The following is a 20675-nucleotide window of genomic DNA, read 5'->3' as shown; positions in this document are numbered from 1 at the left end:
GTCGACCGGGGTGGGTCACCTCAGGTGCTGGGCGCCGACGGCGGCGCGGGTCGCGCTGAGCGCCGCATCGAGGTCGGGGTAGCGCAGCTGGGCGACGCGGATGAAGACGAAGTCGGCGACCGCGAGCTGCGCCATCCGGCTCGCGAGTGCCGCGGCGCGCAGCGTCGCCTCGCGTGCCGGGGTGCGCAGGGTGGCGGATGCCGCGGCGGCGAGCGGCGACTCGGTGTCGTTGGTGATCGCGACCGTGAAGGCTCCGGCGTCGGAGGCGATCTCGACGGCTCGCAGCACGTCGATCGTGCCGCCGCTGAACGAGAACGCGATCGCCGTGGTGCGCGCGTCTGCGAGGGCGGCGTGCACGAGCTGGACGTGCGTGTCGTGGGAGCTCAGGCACATGATGCCGATGCGCTGCAGCTTCTGGGCGAGGTCGGCGGCGGCGAGGCCCGATGCGCCGACGCCGAAGGTGACGACCCGCTCGCTGCCGGCGATGGCGTGGGCGATGCGCTCGAGGGCGTCGAGGTCGAGCATCCGCCCGGTCTGCTCGATCGTGCGCGCCTCGTGGAATGCGACCTTCGCGACCATCTCGGCGGGTGAGTCCGACGGGTTCAGCTCGCCCTCGGCGATGTTCGAGCGCTCGAGCTCCATCGCGCGGCGCGACACCTCTTGCGCGAGCTCGACCCGGAACGAGGGGTACCCGGCGAAGCCGAGGCTCTTCGCGAAGCGCACGACCGATGCCTGTGACACCGACGCGCGTTCGGCGAGGGTCGTGACGGTCGCCGACACGGCGAACGAGGGGTCGTCGAGAACCGCGCGAGCCACCTGCACCTCGGCCGGGCGCAGACGGGGGATGATCGCGCGGGTCGCTTCGAGGACGTCGCCGTCCATGTGCCTCCTCGGGAAGTCGGTTCAGTCTTCCACAGATGTTGACAAAAGATGCCGCCAAGAGCACTCTGTGTGAAACAACGTGCCACGCTCGCGCACGCCGCCGCGCATCGACGAGGAGCATCCGTGACCACCGCGCACCCCACCCCCGCCACCGAGACGCCCAACCCGCTCACCGGCGAGCTCGACGCGATGTCCGTCGACGAGATCCTCCGTGTGATGAACGACGAGGATGCCGGCGTGGCCGGCGCGGTCTCGGCGGCCATTCCCGAGATCGCCCGAGCCGTCGACCTCGCCGTCGCCGCGCTCTCGTCCGGCGGACGCCTCGTCTACCAGGGGGCCGGCACGAGCGGCCGCCTCGGGGTGCTGGATGCCGCCGAGTGCCCGCCGACGTTCGGTACCGACCCCGCGCAGGTGGTGGGCCTCCTCGCCGGTGGTCACGAGGCGATGTTCCGCGCGATCGAGGGCGCCGAGGACTCCCGCGAGCTCGGCGCAGACGACCTGGCCGGCATCGGGCTCACCGAGCGCGACGTCGTCGTCGGCATCGCGGCATCCGGTCGCACGCCGTACGTGCTCGGCGGACTCGACGAGGCCCGCCGCGTCGGCGCCGCGACGGTCGCGATCTCGTGCAGCCCGAGCGCCGAGATCAGCGCCCACGCCGACGTCGCGATCGAGATCGACAACGGCCCCGAGGTGCTCACGGGCTCGACGCGGCTCAAGGCGGGCACGAGTCAGAAGCTCGTGCTCAACATGATCTCGACGACGACGATGGTGCGTCTCGGCAAGGTCTACGGCAACCTCATGGTCGACGTGCGCCCGAGCAACGAGAAGCTCGTCGCCCGCGCCGTCCGCATCGTCCAGGCCGCGACCGAATGCGACGCAGCGACTGCTCGCCGCGCCCTCGACGAGGCCGACGGCCACGCCAAGACGGCGATCGTCGCCATCCTCTGCGACGTCGACGCGGCGACCGCGCGCGAGAGGCTCAGCGCGGGCGCGGGCTTCGTGCGCGAGGCCGTGCGCAGCCGAGACTGACCCCAGCGCCCCCACCAGCACATACCCCAGCACCCGACACCCGAACCCCGTCCGCCGGAAGGAATCACCGTGGATTACCCCGAACTCAGCGAGGAGATCCTGCCGCTCGTCGGCGGCTCGCGAAACATCGCCTCGTACACCAACTGCATGACGCGCCTGCGGCTGAACCTGCACGACCCCTCGAAGGCGGATGTCGCGGCGCTCCGGCGTCTGACCGGCGTGATGGGCGTCGTCGACGGCCCGCAGCTGCAGGTCGTCGTCGGTCCCGGTCACGCGCAGCGTCTGCGCGACGCTTTCGCCGAGGTCGTCGATGCCCCCGCCGAGGCCCCCGTCGACGATCCCGACGACGAGGTGGCCGACATCGCGGCGGCCGCGGCGGGGAGCCGGGCCACAGGCGCGCGGGCATCCGGCGGCGGTGAGCCCGTCGACGCGGTGACCGACCTGCGCACGCTCCAGCAGGAGAACACGCAGAAGGTGAAGTCGCGGCATACCTCGCGGGTGCACGGGCTCTTCCGTCACATCGCGAACATCTTCGTGCCCATCATCCCCGGGTTCATCGCGTGCGGACTCGTCGTGGCGATCGGCAACATCTGGAAGCTCATCGATCCCGGCGTCGCCGCCAACCCGTGGTTCCTGGTGTTCGCTGCGCTCGGCACGATCGTCGTCGCCTCGCTCAACCTGATCGTGGGACTGAACACGGCGAAGGAGTTCGGCGGCACTCCGGTGCTCGGCCTCATCGCCGGCGCCATCTCGTACCTCCCGGCGCTCGCCGGCATCGCCGCGACGACCGCCGCCGACGGCACGGTCACTCCTGCCCAGCCGCTCGTGCTCCCGCTGTTCGGCGAGCTGAAGCCGGCGCTCGGTGGCATCATCGGCGTCATGGTGACGGCGTGGCTGTTCACCGTGATCGAGAAGTGGATCCGCAAGCGCGTCCCGGCCTGGGCCGACCTCTTCGTCGTCCCGGTCGTCACGCTCCTCGTCGGAGCCGTCATCTGCATCTTCGTGATCATGCCGATCTCGGGTCTGCTCATGCAGGGCATCAACTGGCTGCTCATCGACTTCGCGCTCGAGCGCGGCGGCGTCATCGGCGGATACCTGCTGTCGTCGCTGTTCCTGCCGCTCGTCATGCTCGGCATCCATCAGGGCCTGACGCCGATCCACGCGCAGCTCATCACCGACCACGGCTTCACCGAGCTGCTTCCGGTGCTCGCGATGGCCGGCGCCGGCGAGGTCGGCATGGCGATCGCGATCTTCCTCAAGACCAAGAGCACCCGGTTGAAGAACATCATCCGCGCCGCCCTGCCGATCGGTGTGCTCGGCGTCGGCGAACCCCTCATCTACGGCGTCTCGCTGCCGCTGTTCTACCCGCTCATCACCGCGTGCCTCGGCGGTGGCTTCGGTGGCGCCTTCGTCGCCTTCGGCATCCAGGCCTCCGGCGGATTCGGTGCCGGGGCGCTGGGCCTCTCGGGCGTGCTCATGACTGCGGTCATCACCAACGGCGCGTGGCTCTGGTACGTCGGCGGCCTCGTGATCTCGTACATCATGGGCTTCGTCTTGACCTGGTTCTTCGGGTTCAAAGAGCACATGGTCGAGCGGCTCGGCTGAGACAGGAGCGTCCGCATGCTGTTCTCGATCTACCCCACGGATGCCGCCGCCACTCGGCGGGCCGTCATCGACCAGGTGCTCGCGACGGCACCGCGCCCGGCGCCGGCCGGCTCCGGCGACGAGCGGATGCTGTTCACCTCGCTGCACATGGTCGACACGGGTGAACTCGCCGCCTTCGGCGAGGTGCTGCGTGCGGCGCACGACGACGATGGCGTGACCTTCTGCGCCGACGTCTCGCCCGTCGCGCTCGAGCACGTCGTCGCCGGTGACGAGGGATGGGGGTGGCTGTCACGCCGGGGCATCACGGCGCTGCGGCTCGACTACGGCTTCGGAGCCGACGAGATCCGTCGGGTCGCCGAGGCGTCGGGATGCCGGATCGCCGTCAACGCGAGCACGGTCGACGCGGCCTTCCTCGACGAGTTGGCGGGACTGCCCGTCTGGGGATGGCACAACTTCTATCCGCGACCCGAGACCGGGCTGACCGCGTCGTTCCTCGTGACGCAGTCGCGGCTGTTCCTCGACCGGGGGATGCCGGTTCTCGCGTTCATCCCCGGCGAGGGCGAGCTGCGGGCGCCGTTGCACCTCGGGCTGCCGACGCTCGAGGAGCAGCGGCACCGCAACGCGTGGCGTTCGTACGTGCAGCTGCGGCGGCTCGTTCCCGAGGCGGTCGTCGTCTGCGCCGAGGGCGTGGTCGCCGATGACCACGCGGACTGGATCGCGCAGTTCGAGGCGACGGGCACGGTGACGCTCCCGGTCGTGGGGCTGGACGCCGCGGCATCCGTCCTGCTGGAGCGGCCCTGGCGGTTGCGGGTCGAGGATGCGGCGGCGGCGTTCCGGCTGGACGAGACACGCGGCGGCATACGTCCGTCCCGCACCCGCAACGCGGACTCGCGTGAGCGCGGCAGCCTGCAGGTCGACCTCGACGCCTATGGGCGGTACCGGGGCGAGGTCCATCTCATGCGCACCGATCGTCCGCTCGACGCGGGCCAGGCGCGCATCGGCGAGGTCGCCGCGCCGTACCGCGGGATCGTCGACGACCTGCGTCCCGGCCAGACCGTCCGCCTGATCCCTTTCGCCGCCTGACCCGGCCCTCCTCCCGTCGACTCGCCACGAACTGTGGATCCCGGGGTGCCCGCATCCGCACTTTCCGGCGACTCGACGGTTCTCTGGGCGGAGACATACGCTCGGGGGCGTGCTGAACGGGGATGGCGAAGAGCCGCTGGAAGGCGGCAATGCGAGCGGCAGCGTGGTGCGGGTCGGCGACACCGTGCGCAAGACATGGACGGCGTCGACCCCCAGCGTCATCGCCTTCGTCGAGGCGCTCCGCGCGCAGGGCGTCGACGCTCCCGAGCCCCGCGGGCGCGACGAGGCCGGTCGGCAGGTGACCGAGTTCGTCGACGGCGTGCTCGCGATCGACGCCGGCCCGATGGGCCTCGCTCAGCTGCATCGCGTGGGCGCGCTCGTGCGCCGCATCCACGACGCCGCGGCGGTGTTCGTCGCTCCCGCCGACGCGATCTGGGAGACGGCGATCACCGCTCCGGGCGACGAGCTGGTGTGCCACAACGACCTCGCGCCCTGGAATCTGGTGCTGGGCGAGCGCTGGGTATTCATCGACTGGGATGCTGCGGCCCCCAGCACACGCTCGTGGGATCTCGCCTACGCGGCCCAGTCCTTCGCCCTCGGCGACCCCGGGGAGGATCCCGCGGTGGCCGCCGAGCGGCTGCGCTCGTTCGTCGACGGCTACGAGGCCCCGGCCGCGCTCCGCGCGCAGCTGCCCGAGACGATGAGCGCGCGCGTCGCGGCGATGCACGCCCTTCTCGAGAGCTCGCACCGGTCGGGCCGCGAACCGTGGGCCACGATGTACGTCGAGGGGCACGGCGAGCACTGGGCCGCCGTCCGCGACTTCGTCGACCGCCACCGCCCGACCTGGACCCGCGCCCTGACCCGATGACCCCCGACTCCTGCCCGCCGCATCCGCGCATCCTGGCGAGTCGACGAGCGCGCGCCGGGAGTTTCAGTTCGCGGCGTCGATCGACGCCTGGACGTCGGCGATGAACCCCGTCGCGGCGGTCTCCGGTGTCGTGCGCTCGAACATCACCTCCTGGAGATATCGCAAGAAGATCGCGTCGACATCGGATGTGCCCAGTGGCGGCGGCGCGGGGGCGGCGCCGAGCACGGGAACCCGCGACTCCGAGTAGGCCACGGCTTCAGCCTCTTCGGAGGTGAGGCCGGGCTTGATCAGATCGAGGTTCCTCGTGCTCGCGGGCAGGCCTCGCTCGCTGCCGATGACCTTCGTCGCCTCGGGGTCGTTCAGCAGGAAGTCCACCAGCGCGGCGGCCTCGGCGGGATGCCGCGACTGCGACGAGATCGACCAGTACATTCCCGGCTTGAAGTAGTCGAACGTGGGTTCGCCGTCGTCGTGGTTCGGCATCGGTACGAGCTCGATGTTCGCGCCCGATGCCTTCGCGTAGGCCGAGATCAGGGTCGCCGGCGCGAAGAACGACGCTGCCGTCCCGACCGAGAACGGCAACTGGTCGAGCGGAAGCGAGCTGGTCTCCGACCACACCGACGCCGGAGCCGACGCCCCGCTTCGTGTCAGGTCGAGGCTCGTCCGGAAGAAGTCGGCGACCGTCTCGGCCGAGACCGCGACCTCGTCACCGTCGTACAGCCGCTCGCCGACCTGACGCGCGAACAGCTGCAGCTGCCAGCTGCCGGAGAGGACGCTCGTGCCGTAGACCCCGGCCGGTGCGGCATCCGTGACGGTCTGGGCCCAGGTATCGAACTCGTCCCACGTCCACGACTGCGTGTGGTCGGGCAGAGGCACGCCGATGCTGTCGAGCAGATCCGTGTTGACCAGGAGCGCCGTGCTCGATGTCGAGATCGGGATCGCGTACAGGCGCTCGTCGTAGCGCCCCATCCGGAGGACCGAGTCGTCGAGGCCGGCGGTGTCGATGCGCAGAGCGTCGAGATCGCTGAGCGCTCCTCGCGCGGCGTAGGACGAGAGATAGAGCTCGTCCATCTGGATGACGTCCGCGGCGTTCTTGCCCGCCGTTGCGGTTGCGAGCTTCTCCCAGTAGCCGCTCCAGTCGGAGAACTCGGGGACGATGGTGATGTTCGGGTATTTCGCCTCGAAGAGATCGATGACCTGCTGCGTGCGCTCATGGCGACTGTCGCCGCCCCACCACGCCATGCGTAGGGTGACCGGGCCGTCGCTGAGCTCGGTCGAGGCGGCTCGGTTGCCGACGCCGCATCCGGAGAGGGCCAGCAGAGCAGCGGCGCCGGCGGCGATGCCGGCGATCAGACGTTTCGGTACGTGCATGATGACACTCCTGTTTCGGGTTGTTCTGCGGGATGCGCGGGTCACTTCAGCCCGCTTGTGGCGATGCCGCGGATGAGGAACCGCTGGCCGAAGGCGAAGACGATGATCAGCGGGACGATCGAGACGACGCTCATCGCGAACATCGCGCCGAACGACGATGACGATTGCGCGTCGATGAAAGACCGCAGCGCGATCGGCACCGTGTAGTTGTCGGGGCTCGTGAGGAAGATCAGCTGCGAGAAGAAGTCGTTCCACACCCAGATGAACGTGAAGATCGTCGTCGTCGCCAGCGCCGGAACCATGAGCGGCAGGATGATCTGGAAGAAGATGCGGGCATGCCCGGCGCCGTCGATCCGCGCCGCTTCATCCAGTTCGCGCGGCAGTCCGCGGATGAACTGCACCATGAGGAAGATGAAGAACGCGTCGGTTGCGAGGAACTTCGGCACGATCAGCGGCCAGAACGAGTCCGTGAGACCGACCTGCGCCCACAGGATGTACTGCGGCACGATCACGACGTGGATCGGGAGCATCAGCGTTGCCAGCATGTACACGAAGGCCGTCCGCTGGAAACGGAACCGCAATCGGGCGAAGGCGTACGCGGCGAGCGAGCAGCTGAACAGGTTGCCGATGATCGAGCCCACGACGACCAGGAGCGAATTGGCGATGTACTGTCCGAACGGAGCGCCGAGAGCGGTCCAGCCGTAGGCGTAGTTCTCCCAGACGAAGTCGGTCGGGATGGGCGAGGGGTTGCCGAAGATGCTGCCGTCGGGCCGTAGCGAGCTCACCACCATCCAGAGGACGGGGTAGAGCGAGCCCACGACCACCGCGAGCATGAGAGCGTGGCGCAGGATGCCGCGCAGCCGTGCGCGCGAGGCGCCGCCGGGGCGGGCAGCTCGCTCTCCCCGCGTGCGGGCCGGTCGGCCGGTGATGAGGGTTTCAGTCGTCATAGTGCACCCAGTACTTCGAGAGCCAGAAGTTGATCGCCGTGACGGCGCCGATGATGAGCAGGAGAAGCCAGGCGAGAGCCGAGGCGTAGCCCATGCGGAAGGCCCCGAATCCTTCCTGGTAGAGGTAAAGCGTGTAGAACAGCAGCGAGTCCGCGGGTCCGCCTGACCCGCCCGACACGACGAAGGCCTGCGTGAACGCCGAGAAGGAGTTGATGACGGCGAGGACGAGGTTGAAGAAGATGATCGGAGTCAGGAGCGGAAGCGTGATCGCGCGGAACCGCGACCAGGCATGGGCGCCATCGACGGCAGCGGCTTCGTATAGCTCGCCCGGGATCTGCCGCAGGCCCGCGAGGAAGATCACCATCGGTGAGCCGAACGTCCAGACGTGCAACAGGATGATGGTGCTCAGGGAGGTGTCGGGGCTGCCGATCCAACTGGTGTGCGACTCGATTCCCACGAAGCCGAGCAGGGAGTTGAAGAGTCCGTCTGCGCCGAAGATCAATCGCCAGAGCATGGCGATCGCGACGGACGTCCCCAGCAGGCTCGGGAGGTAGAACGCGGAGCGGTAGAACGGAAGCGCCCGCATCCCCTTGTCGAGCACCACCGCGAGGAGGAGCGCGATCGCCAGTTGCAGGGGCACCCCCACGACGACGTACGTGAAGGTGACGGCGAGGGAGGTGTGCAGCCGCGTGTCCGTCAGCATGCGCTCGTAGTTGGCGAGCCCGACCCATCCGGGGTCTTGCAGCAGGTTGTAGTCGGTGAACGACAGGTAGAGCGACATGATGATCGGCCCGAGCGTCAATGCAACCGCGCCAATGGCGAATGGTGCGAGGAACAGCACAGCCGCTTTGTTGTCGGGGAGTGGGATCCGCCGTCGCTCTTTGTCAGCGCTGCCGGTCGTTCGGGCTATGCGTCGCAGTTCGGCGATGCTCATCGGCCACGCATCCTCTCTGATGGCGGTGCGCAGGATCGTCGTCGCTCTGGTCGCGCCGGTAGGTCCTGCCATATTGACTAATACGTAGTAGTTGTCGGTAGTAGGATGATGCCGACGAACGTCGATAGAGTCCATGCCAAGAAAGGCAGTCATGGGGAAACGGCCCACGAGCCGCGACGTCGCCGCCCGCGCGGGAGTCTCGCAGTCCACGGTCTCGCAGGTGTTCACGGGACGCGCGGGCATCTCTGCCGCCACACGTGAACGCGTGCTCGAGGCGGCTCGCGAGATCGACTACCGGCCGAACCTCGCCGCTCGCTCGATGCGCACGACGCGGACGGGCCGGCTCGCAGCGGTGCTGCCGATCACCGCGTTCCACTCGGCCCCGCTCATCGCCGGCACGATCGAACGCGCCCGAGCCGCCGGGTACGAGGTGGAGGTTCAGAGCATCCCCAACGCGCCGGATCAGCGTCGACCGCGACTGCTGGAGATGATCGACTCCCGTCAGTTCGAGGGCATCCTCTGCTATGCGCCCGTCCCCGGTGACGATCTGGCGCGTGTCGACCCGAACGTGCCGGTGCTGACGCTCGAGGAGTTCGACGACGACATGCGCGTCTCGGGGGAGATGCTCGACGTCCACCCGCTCGAGAGCATGGTGGAGCGGCTCGCCGAGCTCGGGCACCAGCGGTTCCTGCACATCACGGGTGCGCGGAGTTACCCCTCGGCGGACGCGCGGCGTCGGGCCTACGAAGCGACGGTCGCCCGGCTGGGAGTGGAGTCCGTCGGCGTCGTCGAGGGTGATTGGAGTGCGCAGTCGGGGCTCGACGCGATCCGTTCGCTCGGCGAGGCCTCGCTTCCGCTCGCCGTCATCGCCGCGAACGACTTCATCGCCACCGGCGTCATCCGCGGAGCGCTCGAACGAGGGTGGGCGGTCCCGGGCGACGTCAGTGTGACGGGGTGGGACGACTCGCCGACCAGCGCCTTCCAGATGCCCTCCCTCACGAGCGTCTCGATGGACTACGTCGAGCTCGGGCGCCGGACCGCCGACCGCCTCATCGCTCTCATGCGGGGTGAAGACCCGCCGGCCGCCACCGATCCGCTGCAGCATGTGGTCTGGCGCGAATCGACCGCGGCTCCCGCCCCGTCCTCCTGACGTCGAGTCGCCAGGTTCTGCGGGTCGGGCGTGCCCGGCATCCACGTTTTCTGGCGAGTTGACGGTGGCGCGGACCGCGGTTGGGGCGTACCGTTCGGGCATGCCCGCTCCGGTGCCGTACATCCATTTCGCCGCCGACGCCGCCGACGCGCTCCGCTTCTACCGGTCGGTGTTCGGGGGCGAGCTCCAGCTCCACACGTACGCCGACTTCGGTCGGGATGACGGTGCGCCCGAACTCATCGCGCACGGCGAGCTGCGCGGACCGGTCGACCTCTTCGGTGCCGATGATCCGACGGCTGCCGCACCGCCGACGATGGCGGGGGTCATGCTCGCGCTCCTCGGAGCCGGCGACGAGGGGGCGTCGCGTCGATGGTTCGACGCATTGGCTGACGGCGGAGCGGTGATCGATCCCCTGCAGCGCCGGGCATGGGGCGACTACGACGGCCAGGTCAGAGACCGCTACGGTCTCACCTGGCTGATCGGGTTCTCTCCGGCATCCTGAGCTCGCTCGTCGACTCGCCAGAATCCGCGGGTGCGGTGCCCCCCGCATCCGCCGTTCCTGGCGACTCGACGGGGCCCGGCAGGGCGCGCCGCGGCGGGGCCAGGTCCTCGATCAGGAACTCGTCGAAGCAGGCGCGCAGCTCATCGGCCATGTCGAGCGCGGTGCGGTCGAGCAGCCATTGGATCTGGAGCCCGTCCCACACCGCGATCGACCGGGCCGCGGCACTGGGGATGTCGACGCCGTCGCGCAGACCGCCCTCGGCCCGGATGACGCTGAGCGCATCGACCACGATCTGTCGGCTGTTCTCGTAGCGCTTGCGGAAGAAGTCATGAGCCGGGTGGTCGGGCGAGGTCGCTTCGGCCGACAGGGTGCAGAACAGCTCGATGACGCCCGGGATCGTGGAGTTGTAGTCGGCGAGGGCGATGAGGTCGTCGAGCGCACCGCGCCCCGCGTGCTGCTCGAACGCGAACCTGCTGCGCGCGAGCTCGTCACGGTGGTCGAGTACGGCGAGCAGCAGCTCGGCCTTGTTGCGGAAGTGGTGCAGGAGACCGGCCTCGCTCATGTCGACGCGTTCGGCGATCTCACGGAGCGACCCCTTGCGGTAGCCCGCGCTCGCGAACACGGCGAACGCCGCATCGAGGATCAGCGTGCGGGTGCGCGCGCTCTTGGCGTACGGGCCTCGGGCGGTGGCGGTTCGGGGCGTCGGGGTCACGCGCGGCATCCCCTCATCCTGTCGGGAACCGCCCCGTCGCGCGGGGGCTCGCGCGGAAATGCGAAGCGTGTCGGTCGCGATCGGTGGGGCGCGAAAGGTCGCAGCGACCTGTCATCGGCCTTCGCGCAGGTGGTCGCGGTGCTTGGCCGCCTGCCGTGCGCGCACCCGCACCGCGACGGGTCCCGTCACGGTGAGCTCGTCCTCCCAGCATTCGATGCCGCGGATGTCGGGCAGTCGTCCCCGCGTGAACACGGGGTCGAGGCCCGCCCGCCTCTGCTCGGTGTAATCCCGGAGCAGGCGGAACGCGATGCCCGACAGCAGCGCGATCGCGACGAGGTTCGTCAGCGCCATCACGCCCATAACCCCATCGGCGAAATTCCACACGACATCGGCGCTGGAGACGGATCCCGCCAGCACCGCGACGACGACGAGCGCCCGGTACGCCGTCAGCAGGCCGCGGTCGGCGGAGATGAACTCGATGTTCGACTCGCCGTAGTAGTAGTTGCCGAGGATCGACGAGAACGCGAGCAGGAAGATGATGACGCTCAGGGCGATGCTCGACCAGCCGCCGAGCGTGTCGACGAGCGCTCCTTGCGTCAGGTCGATGCCGCGTGAGGCCCCGGCCAGGTCGGGGACGGACACCAGGATGATGAACGCCGTCACCGTGCAGACGAGGAAGGTGTCGAAGTAGACACCGAGGGTCTGCACGAGGCCCTGCTTGACCGGATGGGTGACAGCGGCGCTCGCGCCCGCGTTGGGGGCTGAGCCGAGCCCCGCTTCATTCGAGAACATGCCGCGCTTCACGCCGGTGAGCACGATGTAGCCGAACGTCGCACCGACGACCTCGTTGAAACCCCAGGCCGAGGTGAAGATCTCGGCGAACACCGGGCCGATGCGATCGAGGTGCAGCACCACGACGATCACGCCGATCACGAGGTACCCGACGGCCATGATCGGCACGAGCAGCTGCGTCACCGATGCGATGCGCCGGACCCCGCCGAACACGACGAGACCCGTCAGCCCGGCGAGGCCGACGCCGATGACCCATGTCAGCCAGGGCAGGTCGCCGGCGCTCGAGCCGACCGTGGCGCTGATCGTGGCCACGATCGTGTTGGCCTGCAACGAGCTGAAGGCGAATGGGAAGCAGGCGATCAGGATGACGGCGAACAGGATGCCGAGCCAGCGGGCGCCCAGCCCACGCTGCATGTAGTACGCCGGTCCGCCGCGGAAGCTCCCGCGGTCGCGGGTCTTGAACAGCTGAGCCAGCGACGACTCGATGAAGCTCGACGCGCCGCCTACGAAGCCCATCACCCACATCCAGAAGACCGCGCCGGGGCCGCCGACCGCGATGGCGGTGCCGACACCCGCGATGTTGCCGACCCCCACCCGCGAGGCCGCCGAGATGGTGAAGGCCTGGAACGCCGAGACCGACTGCGGCTTCCCGTCGGCGGTCTGCGGGGTCTTGTCGGTCAGCGTCCGGAACATCTCGGGGATGAGGCGGAACTGCACGACGCCGGAGCGGACCGTGAAGTAGAGCCCCAGGGCGACGACCACCGGGAGGATGATCCAGGTCCACAGATGGTCACCCCACGTGAGCAGCCAGTCGTTTACGGCGTCCATGCCCGTCAGTATGGCCAGTCGGGATGCCGCGTGCGAGGGCGTCGCGTGCAGGGTGTCACGGGTCAGCGCTCGGCGACGATGTCCATGCCCGGGCCCTCGGCCGCGCGGGGAGCGAAGCCGTGGCGCTCGTAGAACGCGGCCCGGCCGCGCGCGGCGAAGAGCTGGATGTCGTGTACGCCGCGCCGTCGCGACTCGGCGACGAGCATCCGCAGGATCTCACTCCCGATGCCGCTGCCTCGCGCTGCCGTCGCCACGATCATCTCGGTCACGAACGCGTGCAGCGCGCCGTCGCTGATCAGGCGCCCGAGGCCGATCAGGTGCCCGTCGCCGTCACGCGCCGTGCACACGACCCAGCTCCCCGCGAGGGCCCGTTCGAAGGTTTCGAGCGACCACTCGGCCCAGCCCGTCTCGGCGTAGAGCGTCGCGAACTCGGCGGCCGTGGGCGGGGCGAAAGAGTAGTGGACGGTCATACTGCACCTCCGAGGAGCGTGTGCCGCCAACCCGTCCCCGCGCGCTCGTAGACGACGCGGATGTGACGCCGATCGAGCGAGCCCTGCCAGAATTCCACCCTGGTCGCCTCGATGCGCCAGAGTGCCCAGTCGCCCTCGGCGACATCCCGGCGCGCCGCCTCGGACCGAGCGGCCAGATCTGCGGCGGTGTCCTCGGCGCTGGCCTCGCGGATCGGCCCGCGCACGCGCACGGCCCGCATGACCGGCTGCCACCAGAACGCCAGAGCTGCTGCGGGCTGCGCTTCCAGCTGCCCGCCCTTCGCGGATGACCGTGTGCTCGCGAACGCCCAGCCGCGGTCGTCGACGTCTTTGACGATCAGTGTGCGGGCGTCGGGGATGCCGTCGGCGTCGACCGTCGCGAGGGTCGCGGCGTGGGGCTCGGTGACCCCCGCGGCGGCTGCCCGGTGGATCCACTCCTCGAACAGCGTCACCGGCGATGCGGGGAGCCGGTCGGTGTCGAACGCCGGAGGTGTGCCCGTCAGCGAGGGCTGCGAGCGCAGCCACTCGCGCAGCGCGCTCATGCCGCGAGCCAGGCGACGTCGGCGAAGAGCCGGCGCAGGTCGTTGACGAGCCGAGCGGTGTGGAAGCCGTCGGCCGCGGCGTGGTGCACCTGCACGGCCATAGGCAGCAGCATCCGTCCGTCACGCTCGACGTAGCGCCCGAGCGTGAAGATCGGAGCGAGGTGGCCCCCGCCGCCCTCGACGTTCAGATTGAACCCGGTGAAGTCGGTCCACGGCAGGCTCGACACGTCGAAGCTGTTCGGCGGCGGTGGACCCTGCGGGAAGAGCTCGGTGCTGCCGGCGTGATCGGCGATCACCCGGGCCGCGGCATCGTGGAAGGCGGCGAAGTCGCGGTCGAAGGCCGCCGAGACGCTCGAGAACGTCTCGGTCTCGGGGTGGAAGATCGTGAACGACGGGTGGACCTCCGGCCACACCGCGGGGGCGCCGTCGGCGGTGAGCGTCATGCGGAACTCCGGGTGACGGTTGACGATCGACGCGATCGCCCAGACTTGCGCGATGTAGGTGCGACGCCCGGAGGCGCGCACCGCCGCGACGAAGTCCGTCACGTCGATCTCGACCGTCATCGAGTAGGTGCAGCGAACGGTGCGGAGGTAGTGCTCGAAGTGCCGCCGTCGCGGCCAGGTCTCGAGGTCGATGGGGGCGGCGTCGTGCATGTTCTCATCCTCCCAAAGCAGCCGTCGCGCCGCAGATGCGCGAGAGTAGAGGCACTATGACCGACACCAGGCCCTCCGTTCTCTTCGTCTGCGTGCACAACGCGGGACGCTCGCAGATGGCCGCGGGATTCCTTCGCGACATCGCGGGTGACCGCATCGAGGTCCGTTCGGCCGGTTCCCTGCCCGCCGATCGGATCAACCCGGTCGCCGTCGAGGCGATGGCCGAACTCGGCATCGACATCACCGCCGAGCACCCGAAGGTGCTCACGACCGAGGCCGTGCAGGCATCCGACGTCGTCATCACGATGGGATGCGGCGATGCCTGCCCGTTCTTCCCCGGCAAGCGCTACGAGGATTGGAAGCTCGACGACCCCGCGGGACAGGGCATCGACGCCGTCCGCCCGATCCGAGACGACATCCGCGAGCGCATCCGCCAGCTGGTCGACGAGCTCATCTGACGGCGCGGACGCGCATCGCGTGAGACCTGCGACCGGATCGCCGACACCATCGAACGCGACCACGAGCTCCGACTCGCCGACCAGCTCGAGCACGAAGAGATCGCCACGCTGTTCTGGGCACGCGACTGGAACAACCGGCCCGCGTCCGAAACCCTCCGACCGGTCCGCAACCAGGTGATCGTGCCCGCGTGAGACCGAACCGGTGACTCAACCTCTCAATAGGCCCACAGCAGCATCTGACATCGTGTCGCGTCTCCGCGCGATGAAAACCGTGCCCGAGCTTCGCGTTCTCGTCGGCGGGACGTATGGAGCGTCTACGGTCGAGCGCTCCGGTCGCTCTGGTTTCGGAAGCAGTTCGTGTTCGTGCTTTACGGTCTCGCGGCCGCGGCGCTCATCGCTGTAGGCATCCGAGCTGGCGACGTGGCACCTGCGGTCACCGGCGTGACCCTCCTCGCCGTCATCCCGGTCTCGCTTGCCGGTATGTACCTCCACCGCGCTGCGCGACCGGCTGCGTCCATAACGCTCGTAACCGACCGTGCGCACCTGGCCCTCGCCCTCAAGAAACGGCGAGGACGCGTGAAGATCGTGCCAACAGACCACTGGGTGGATCGGTGCAAGATCCGCGGGGAAGCCGTGCGCGGTCAGGCGACCGAGTTTCGACGAGAAGTCCTGCGGCTCCTCATTGAGCACGATGCGACCGTCACAGCTCGAGCAGCGAACCCACGTGTGCGGAACCTCTACGAGAACGTCCTCCGCGCTCTCCACCTCGACCCCGCCCCCTTCCTCAAGGGGAAACGACGACTCAACGTCACATCAGAGCAACTGCGCGCCCAAATCGCGTCGTGAGCTTCGTTGCTTTGTTCGCCCTGAGGTCGAATCAGCTACAGGCGCGACGGGGCATTCGCGCGGCGTCTCCTTGTCTGGATGGCGTGGTGCTTCGCGACGATACCTACGCTCTGTCGCTGCGTGCCGGCTCTACGCTCCTTAATGCTCCCTCGTCGCTTCGCTCCTCAGTCCGCTCACCGCTACGACCCCGCACTCCGCTCCGCCACTTCGGTCTCTCTGCTATCGCACCAGCCACCCAGACAAGGAGACAGAAATGAACGCAACATCCGCACACACGATGATGATCCTCACGAGTGTCCTCTTGGCCGCCCTGGGGCTCGGCGCGCTCTTAATGCTCGGGGTAGCGATCGCCGCTGGCGAGACCGAGGGGATCGTCGGAGGTCTGATCGTCCTGACGATCTACGCAGTCGTCATGGCTCGCATCATCACGATCTACAAGAAGGACAAGGCGAACCGCTGAGCCTCACCGGGCCCGGGGGCGCCTCCGGCCCCGCTGAACTGTCGGAGGGCATGCTGATCAATAACGATGTCTACGGGACCCCTCAAGGGCACATGTCGACCAGCTTGACCTCTACTGTCCCACCGCGGGACAGTAGAGGTGTCCCACGATGGGACACGGTGGAGCAAGTCATGTCGGAGTTCATCAGTTCGGCCGAAGCGTTCCGAATCGCTCGGGAACGCGCGAGCGTTGCTGCCACGTTGGAGGCGACCACCCTGCACATGGCCGTGTTCGATGCGCGGGAGGCCGGACTATCCGTACGCGAGACTGCTGCAGCTCTCAACGTTCCCAAGAGCACCGTTGCCCGCCACTGGAGCGAGGGGCACAAATGCAACGTGCCGGTGCCCGTGTGGGGGTCGGTATCCGCATGGCGCGAAGCTCACAACGCGATCTGGGCGCACAACCCGCGCGAACTGGCCGACGATTGGGTGCCCTACGAGTGGCGCGACGAAGCCGATCGGCGCACCGTCACGCGGAAGCACCGCGGCACAGCCACCCTGGCCGATCGCGCGGAAACGAGGGGAGAGTAGGCCCGCGACCCGGACTACGGGACCGGCGGCCGAGGAACTGGCGCGGACCAATAACGATCGTTTTTGGGCCGCGGTGTGAGGGGTCTTTTAGAAGGCCTTCCGGAGAGGCGGGCTGGAACCGTGTTTCGGCGGGCGTTTCGGGCGCGTGATCGTGCACCCTCGGGGCGCCAGCGCGGGAACCCAACCAGTATCCTTAGCCGCGGGCATCCTGCAGTACTGACTGGCCGAGCCGCCTCTCCGCGTCGCGGCCGAGCCGCTGGTTTGTGAGGACGACAGCGGCTGCGCCCCTGCGGAGGTCAATGACCAAGAAGGAGCCGAAGCTTCCTGTGCCGCCGCCGTGATGTATGACGCGATGGTCGTTCTTCATGAGCCACCAGCCGAGTGCCATGTCGTCGTGCCGGGAGATGTTCGCGCGATGCGAGAGGAGCATCGAGAGGTATCCGTGCTGCTCGTTGATGTAGATGCGCGCGTACTTTAGGAGGTCGTCAGCGGTGGAGCTGATCGCGCCGGCGGGCCGCATGAGCTGCTGGTCAGCGGTCGACCAGTCCCAGTTCCCACAATCGTCTCCCTTGCGCGTGGTCCCGTTGAGATTGCGGGTAGGTGAGGTGCCCACGTGGGTGTTCAGCAGGCTGAGGTCGTCACGAAGATAGGTGGTCATGGCCGCGGTGTAGTCCTCGCCGGCAGCGCTGCTCACCGCGCAACCAAGGAGTGCGTACCCCAGGTTCGAGTACTTCCAGGCGTAGTCGCGATCCTCGACCTTCGACTCTCCCGCGAGGTCGCGGAACCGGTCCTCGCTGACGGCCATCGGGTTGACGTTCTGGTTCCGACCGCGGATCAGGTCAAGGATGATCCTCGCGTACTGAAGGCGCGTGAGCGGCGCGGTCGCCGAGTATCCGGCGACGTGAGCGGCGACCCTCTCGAGAGGAGGAGAGTAGGTGGACTGATCGAGCCACTCCAGATGCTGCGCGAGAGGATCGCTCAGCGACATCCGCCCTTCGTCGACGTGTTTGGCCAGCAGTGACGCGGTGAGCGTCTTCGTGATGGAGCCGATCTCATAGAGGTGGCCCCACGGGTCGCGCTCCCCGAGGGAGTCGAATACCCGCACAGTCGCGGTGTCGTCGTGACTAAGAAGTCCGACGGTGAGCTGGATACCGGTCCGTCCTCGTGTCGTTCGGGCGATCATCTCCAGGCTCGTTGGCCCCAAGGTGCGGGTTGCGCGGCTCATCCTCGTACCTCAGAAGACTTCGGGTCCGCTCCGATCGTCGCGGCTGCGTTCGGATACCTCGCCGCGAAGGTGTCGCTCACGTCCTCCTCGTATCCCTGGTACTCGGCGCCGTCGAAACGGTGGAGCTTCATCAGAAGGCGCCAGGTGGCCTCAATCTCCTCGTTGCTGAAACTGCCGAACAATGTCGACAGAAACGCCGAACCGATGACGGCGTTTTGCGCCATCACCTCCGCGCCGAACTCGGTCAGTCTGACGGTCACCGCGCGTCGATCCGTCGAGGCGGGGGTTATGGCGACGTAGCCCTTGGACTGGATGGTCGTCAGCATCCGTTGAGTGTTCTGCTTGGAAGTGCCGAGCTTGTGCGCGATGTTCGTGAGTGAGGTGTCCTCGGGCTTCAGATGCAGAACCGCGAGCATCGCCATGTACTGCTTGCCGGTCAGGCCAGCATGCTGCTCGTCGGCGAACCGCTCCACCTTGTTAGCGACAGACAGAAGCGTCGCGTAAGCCTGTTGTGCCAGATCGAGGGAGTCCGCGCTCAAGCTCACTTGATCACCGTCTCGCGATGTCATGAAACACCTTTCGTCAACATGTTGTCGATAAATCGTAATCACCACATGTCATGCCGTCAACATGTTGACGGCATGCCGAGTCTGCGCGAGTGAGTCAGAGCTGGATCGTAAAGCGGTGCATGCCGTCATCGGTCCCGTCGTGCTGCCATCCGCAACGCGCGAAGAAGGCGAAGGCTGCGGCGTTGTCGGGATCAACGAACGCGAGCCATCCGCGACACGGGGGATGGGCGGGGTCGGCCATGGCCGTTCGCAGTGCGCGACGGCCGTACCCGCGACCGCGGAGCACGGGATTGACCGCGACATCTGTGAAGGCATGCGCATCACCGGAGTCATCCCACACGCATCCGAGAAGCGCGACCGGATGCCCAGTCGGATCGCGTACGACGAGGTGCACACCGTCCTGGGCCGTGAGCGCTTCGCGAAGCCACTCCTCGTCTAGAGGGCCGAGCCTTGTGTCGAGCACAGGATCACCGAACCACTCTTGGATCCAAGGCCAGTCACTCGCGTGCAACCGACGGCCCGTCAGCTCGGAGTCATTGATCGACATCCCACCATGATCTCCACCGACTATGAGACGTCGCGCGCCCCCGCAGCCCGGAACTGCGGGCGCATCGACCGAGGAAGCGTGGCTTGCATCTCAAGCCACTTGAGGCAGGAAGGTGGGGGCATGAACATCACAGAAGACACTCTTTACTCCATCGGCGAGGTCGCACACCGCACCGGACTCAGCGTTAGCGCCATCCGCTACTACGCCGACGAAGGGATCGTTCATCCGACCGATGCGACCGACAGCGGTCATCGCCTCTACGACCTGGATGCGATCGCTCGACTCGAGTTCGTACGCACGCTCCGTGACCTCGAGACGGGTCTCGACCAGGTGCGCCGCGCCCTCGCCGGAGCGACCACGCTGCGGGACCTGCTCGCCGAGCATCTCGACACGATCGAGAAGCGGACAGCTGACCTCCAAGCAAAGCGGGCCGTACTCCGCGCCCTCGTCCGACAGGACGGCACCGCCGAGCGCGCGAACCTGCTGCGCAAGCTGGTGACGATGTCGGATGCTGAGCGGAAACGGCTGGTCGACGAGTTCATCGACGAGGTCTCGGCTGGGCTTCCGGTTGAGCTGGTCAACCGAGTCCTCGGTGTCCGGCCGCAACTGCCATCCGATCCCACACCGGAACAGCTCGATGCATGGGTCACTCTTGCCGAGTTGCTCCGCGACACGACATTCCGGGCGGCCACGGGCACCTACCTGCGCGAGACGTACGCGGAATTCCCCGGGTCGACGATCTCTGCGCCGCACGTACAGGAATTCATCGCCACGATGGGAAACGAGGTGACGCCGCAGCTACTCGCCGCTCATCGCGCTGGTTTTGCCGCTGATGACGCGCACGTGATCGCCCTCGCCGCGCGGCTCGTCGAACAGACTGCGGACGCCTTCGGAGTCGCGGCCGACGACGACCTCCGGCAACGGCTTGCCGCTCGCTACCGCGAACTCGACACCATCATCATTGGGGCACTACAGGACGCGGACTACAACGCGACCGAAGGACGCTACCTCGAACTGGTATCGATCATCAACGGTCAGACCCACCCGGATGCGGACCTCCTCAACGCTGCTGGTCGAGGTCGGAGCGAAGGCGACGAGCTCGCTTTCGGAGACTTCGGCAAATGGCTGTCCGCGGCCATTCTCGCCACCCCATAAACCTCGGCGCTCGGCCACCATGAGCCGATGCCTGCCATACGAGTCGCCGTTGAGTTATCGAATGCGCCTACGGGTTCAGACGCGCTGGGATACCGATGTGGCTGCTGGGGGTGTCCGTCCATCTGCTACCTGCTCGCGGGTGTCGTTTCAAGCAGTGCTGACACGCGAACGGGTGCGTAGTCGCACTCAGGAGCCGTGAACGGTCGAGTGCGGGACGCCGCCAGGCGCCCTGTGAGCGGGCCGTCATAAGCGCGGTGCGTATCGACACCAGCTTTCGGGGGTCGGTTTCGCTCCGGCCGGCTCGTGACCCGACGAGTCCGCGGCGAACCGGAGCGCTGTCCGCGCTGCCCAGCATTTTGAAGGCGCGCGCCTCCAGGAGTACCTGGCACAGAGACCCTCCGGAAGCTCAGACCGCTTGCATCGCGACGCAACCAGCGATCACGACTAGACGTCTCGATGGCGG

The 20675-nt window shown here is 68.0% G+C and carries 23 protein-coding genes; 11 read left to right on the top strand and 12 right to left on the bottom strand.

Annotated elements, in window-relative coordinates; all coding sequences use genetic code 11:
- Positions 1–15: 15 nt before the first annotated feature.
- Entirely contained in the window at positions 16–882 is an 867-nt protein-coding gene (locus tag QUC20_RS14925; protein ID WP_289330388.1) for a MurR/RpiR family transcriptional regulator, read from the bottom strand.
- Positions 883–1005: 123 nt separating this feature from the next.
- On the opposite strand from QUC20_RS14925, the gene murQ reads away from it, so the two are divergent.
- The 4 genes from murQ to QUC20_RS14905 all read left to right on the top strand — a co-directional run bounded on the left by murQ (position 1006) and on the right by QUC20_RS14905 (position 5467).
- Complete coding sequence (gene murQ, locus QUC20_RS14920; RefSeq protein WP_289330387.1) at positions 1006–1911, top strand: N-acetylmuramic acid 6-phosphate etherase; 906 nt, start codon at positions 1006–1008, stop codon at positions 1909–1911.
- 69 nt (positions 1912–1980) lie between these two features.
- On the top strand, positions 1981–3516 hold the full coding sequence (locus QUC20_RS14915) for a PTS transporter subunit EIIC (RefSeq protein WP_289330386.1): 1536 nt from the start codon (positions 1981–1983) through the stop codon (positions 3514–3516).
- Positions 3517–3531: 15 nt separating this feature from the next.
- Positions 3532–4599 carry a MupG family TIM beta-alpha barrel fold protein gene (locus QUC20_RS14910; protein ID WP_289330385.1) on the top strand — a complete coding sequence of 356 codons (1068 nt, stop codon included), beginning with the start codon at positions 3532–3534 and terminating at the stop codon, positions 4597–4599.
- A 109-nt stretch (positions 4600–4708) separates the two neighbouring features.
- Positions 4709–5467, top strand: a complete 759-nt coding sequence (locus QUC20_RS14905) for a phosphotransferase (RefSeq protein WP_289330384.1) — start codon at positions 4709–4711, stop codon at positions 5465–5467.
- Positions 5468–5530: 63 nt separating this feature from the next.
- On the opposite strand, the gene QUC20_RS14900 is transcribed toward QUC20_RS14905, so the two are convergent.
- Genes QUC20_RS14900 through QUC20_RS14890 form a run of 3 tightly spaced genes read right to left on the bottom strand, consistent with a single transcriptional unit; the run spans position 5531 to position 8716 of the window.
- On the bottom strand, positions 5531–6835 hold the full coding sequence (locus QUC20_RS14900; RefSeq protein ID WP_289330383.1) for an ABC transporter substrate-binding protein: 1305 nt from the start codon (positions 6833–6835) through the stop codon (positions 5531–5533).
- 41 nt (positions 6836–6876) lie between these two features.
- The gene (locus QUC20_RS14895; protein ID WP_434543646.1) at positions 6877–7782 is read right to left on the bottom strand and encodes a carbohydrate ABC transporter permease; all 906 of its coding nucleotides are present in this window, start codon (positions 7780–7782) and stop codon (positions 6877–6879) included.
- Positions 7772–8716, bottom strand: a complete 945-nt coding sequence (locus tag QUC20_RS14890) for a carbohydrate ABC transporter permease (protein WP_289330382.1) — start codon at positions 8714–8716, stop codon at positions 7772–7774. The genes QUC20_RS14895 and QUC20_RS14890 overlap by 11 nt, the downstream gene beginning before the upstream one ends.
- Positions 8717–8867: 151 nt before the next feature.
- On the opposite strand from QUC20_RS14890, the gene QUC20_RS14885 reads away from it, so the two are divergent.
- Together QUC20_RS14885 and QUC20_RS14880 are read left to right on the top strand one after the other, a co-directional pair.
- Positions 8868–9866 carry a LacI family DNA-binding transcriptional regulator gene (locus QUC20_RS14885; RefSeq protein ID WP_120264095.1) on the top strand — a complete coding sequence of 333 codons (999 nt, stop codon included), beginning with the start codon at positions 8868–8870 and terminating at the stop codon, positions 9864–9866.
- A gap of 100 nt (positions 9867–9966) precedes the next feature.
- The gene (locus QUC20_RS14880) at positions 9967–10368 is read left to right on the top strand and encodes a VOC family protein (RefSeq protein WP_289330381.1); all 402 of its coding nucleotides are present in this window, start codon (positions 9967–9969) and stop codon (positions 10366–10368) included.
- Here the strand turns inward: QUC20_RS14880 and QUC20_RS14875 are convergent.
- The 5 genes from QUC20_RS14875 to catA form a co-directional block, all read right to left on the bottom strand.
- On the bottom strand, positions 10334–11089 hold the full coding sequence (locus tag QUC20_RS14875) for a TetR/AcrR family transcriptional regulator (RefSeq protein WP_120264097.1): 756 nt from the start codon (positions 11087–11089) through the stop codon (positions 10334–10336). The genes QUC20_RS14880 and QUC20_RS14875 overlap by 35 nt on opposite strands.
- Before the next feature lie 102 nt (positions 11090–11191).
- Positions 11192–12700, bottom strand: a complete 1509-nt coding sequence (locus tag QUC20_RS14870; protein WP_289330380.1) for an alanine/glycine:cation symporter family protein — start codon at positions 12698–12700, stop codon at positions 11192–11194.
- Between the two features lie 62 nt (positions 12701–12762).
- Positions 12763–13170, bottom strand: coding sequence for a GNAT family N-acetyltransferase (locus QUC20_RS14865; protein WP_179223243.1), 408 nt, complete (start codon positions 13168–13170; stop codon positions 12763–12765).
- Positions 13167–13730, bottom strand: a complete 564-nt coding sequence (locus QUC20_RS14860; RefSeq protein WP_289330379.1) for a pyridoxine/pyridoxamine 5'-phosphate oxidase — start codon at positions 13728–13730, stop codon at positions 13167–13169. The genes QUC20_RS14865 and QUC20_RS14860 overlap by 4 nt, the downstream gene beginning before the upstream one ends.
- A complete protein-coding gene (catA, locus tag QUC20_RS14855) occupies positions 13727–14383 on the bottom strand; it encodes a type A chloramphenicol O-acetyltransferase (protein WP_289330378.1) in 657 nt (218 codons plus the stop codon). The genes QUC20_RS14860 and catA overlap by 4 nt, the downstream gene beginning before the upstream one ends.
- Positions 14384–14439: 56 nt before the next feature.
- Between catA and QUC20_RS14850 the strand changes: the two genes are divergently transcribed.
- From QUC20_RS14850 to QUC20_RS14835, 4 genes are all read left to right on the top strand, one after another.
- Positions 14440–14841 (top strand): arsenate reductase ArsC, encoded by a 402-nt coding sequence (locus QUC20_RS14850; RefSeq protein WP_289330377.1) that lies wholly within the window; start codon positions 14440–14442, stop codon positions 14839–14841.
- Positions 14842–15198: 357 nt separating this feature from the next.
- On the top strand, positions 15199–15687 hold the full coding sequence (locus QUC20_RS14845; protein WP_289330376.1) for a hypothetical protein: 489 nt from the start codon (positions 15199–15201) through the stop codon (positions 15685–15687).
- Positions 15688–15940: 253 nt separating this feature from the next.
- On the top strand, positions 15941–16147 hold the full coding sequence (locus tag QUC20_RS14840) for a hypothetical protein (protein WP_289330375.1): 207 nt from the start codon (positions 15941–15943) through the stop codon (positions 16145–16147).
- Between the two features lie 170 nt (positions 16148–16317).
- On the top strand, positions 16318–16716 hold the full coding sequence (locus tag QUC20_RS14835; RefSeq protein ID WP_289330374.1) for a hypothetical protein: 399 nt from the start codon (positions 16318–16320) through the stop codon (positions 16714–16716).
- A 193-nt stretch (positions 16717–16909) separates the two neighbouring features.
- Here the strand turns inward: QUC20_RS14835 and QUC20_RS14830 are convergent, their stop codons facing one another.
- The 3 genes from QUC20_RS14830 to QUC20_RS14820 form a co-directional block, all read right to left on the bottom strand.
- Positions 16910–17899: a serine hydrolase domain-containing protein gene (locus tag QUC20_RS14830; protein ID WP_289330373.1), complete on the bottom strand. Its 990-nt coding sequence runs from the start codon at positions 17897–17899 to the stop codon at positions 16910–16912.
- A gap of 38 nt (positions 17900–17937) precedes the next feature.
- Positions 17938–18510, bottom strand: coding sequence for a MarR family winged helix-turn-helix transcriptional regulator (locus QUC20_RS14825; RefSeq protein ID WP_289330372.1), 573 nt, complete (start codon positions 18508–18510; stop codon positions 17938–17940).
- 94 nt (positions 18511–18604) lie between these two features.
- The gene (locus QUC20_RS14820) at positions 18605–19057 is read right to left on the bottom strand and encodes a GNAT family N-acetyltransferase (RefSeq protein ID WP_289330371.1); all 453 of its coding nucleotides are present in this window, start codon (positions 19055–19057) and stop codon (positions 18605–18607) included.
- Between the two features lie 6 nt (positions 19058–19063).
- On the opposite strand from QUC20_RS14820, the gene QUC20_RS14815 reads away from it, so the two are divergent.
- On the top strand, positions 19064–20212 hold the full coding sequence (locus tag QUC20_RS14815) for a helix-turn-helix domain-containing protein (RefSeq protein ID WP_289330370.1): 1149 nt from the start codon (positions 19064–19066) through the stop codon (positions 20210–20212).
- Positions 20213–20675: the final 463 nt, after the last annotated feature.

The organism is Microbacterium arborescens, assembly GCF_030369635.1.
Classification (GTDB): domain Bacteria; phylum Actinomycetota; class Actinomycetes; order Actinomycetales; family Microbacteriaceae; genus Microbacterium.
The sequence above is the reverse complement of the archived record's forward strand: the minus strand, read 5'-3'. Positions and strand labels throughout refer to the sequence as shown.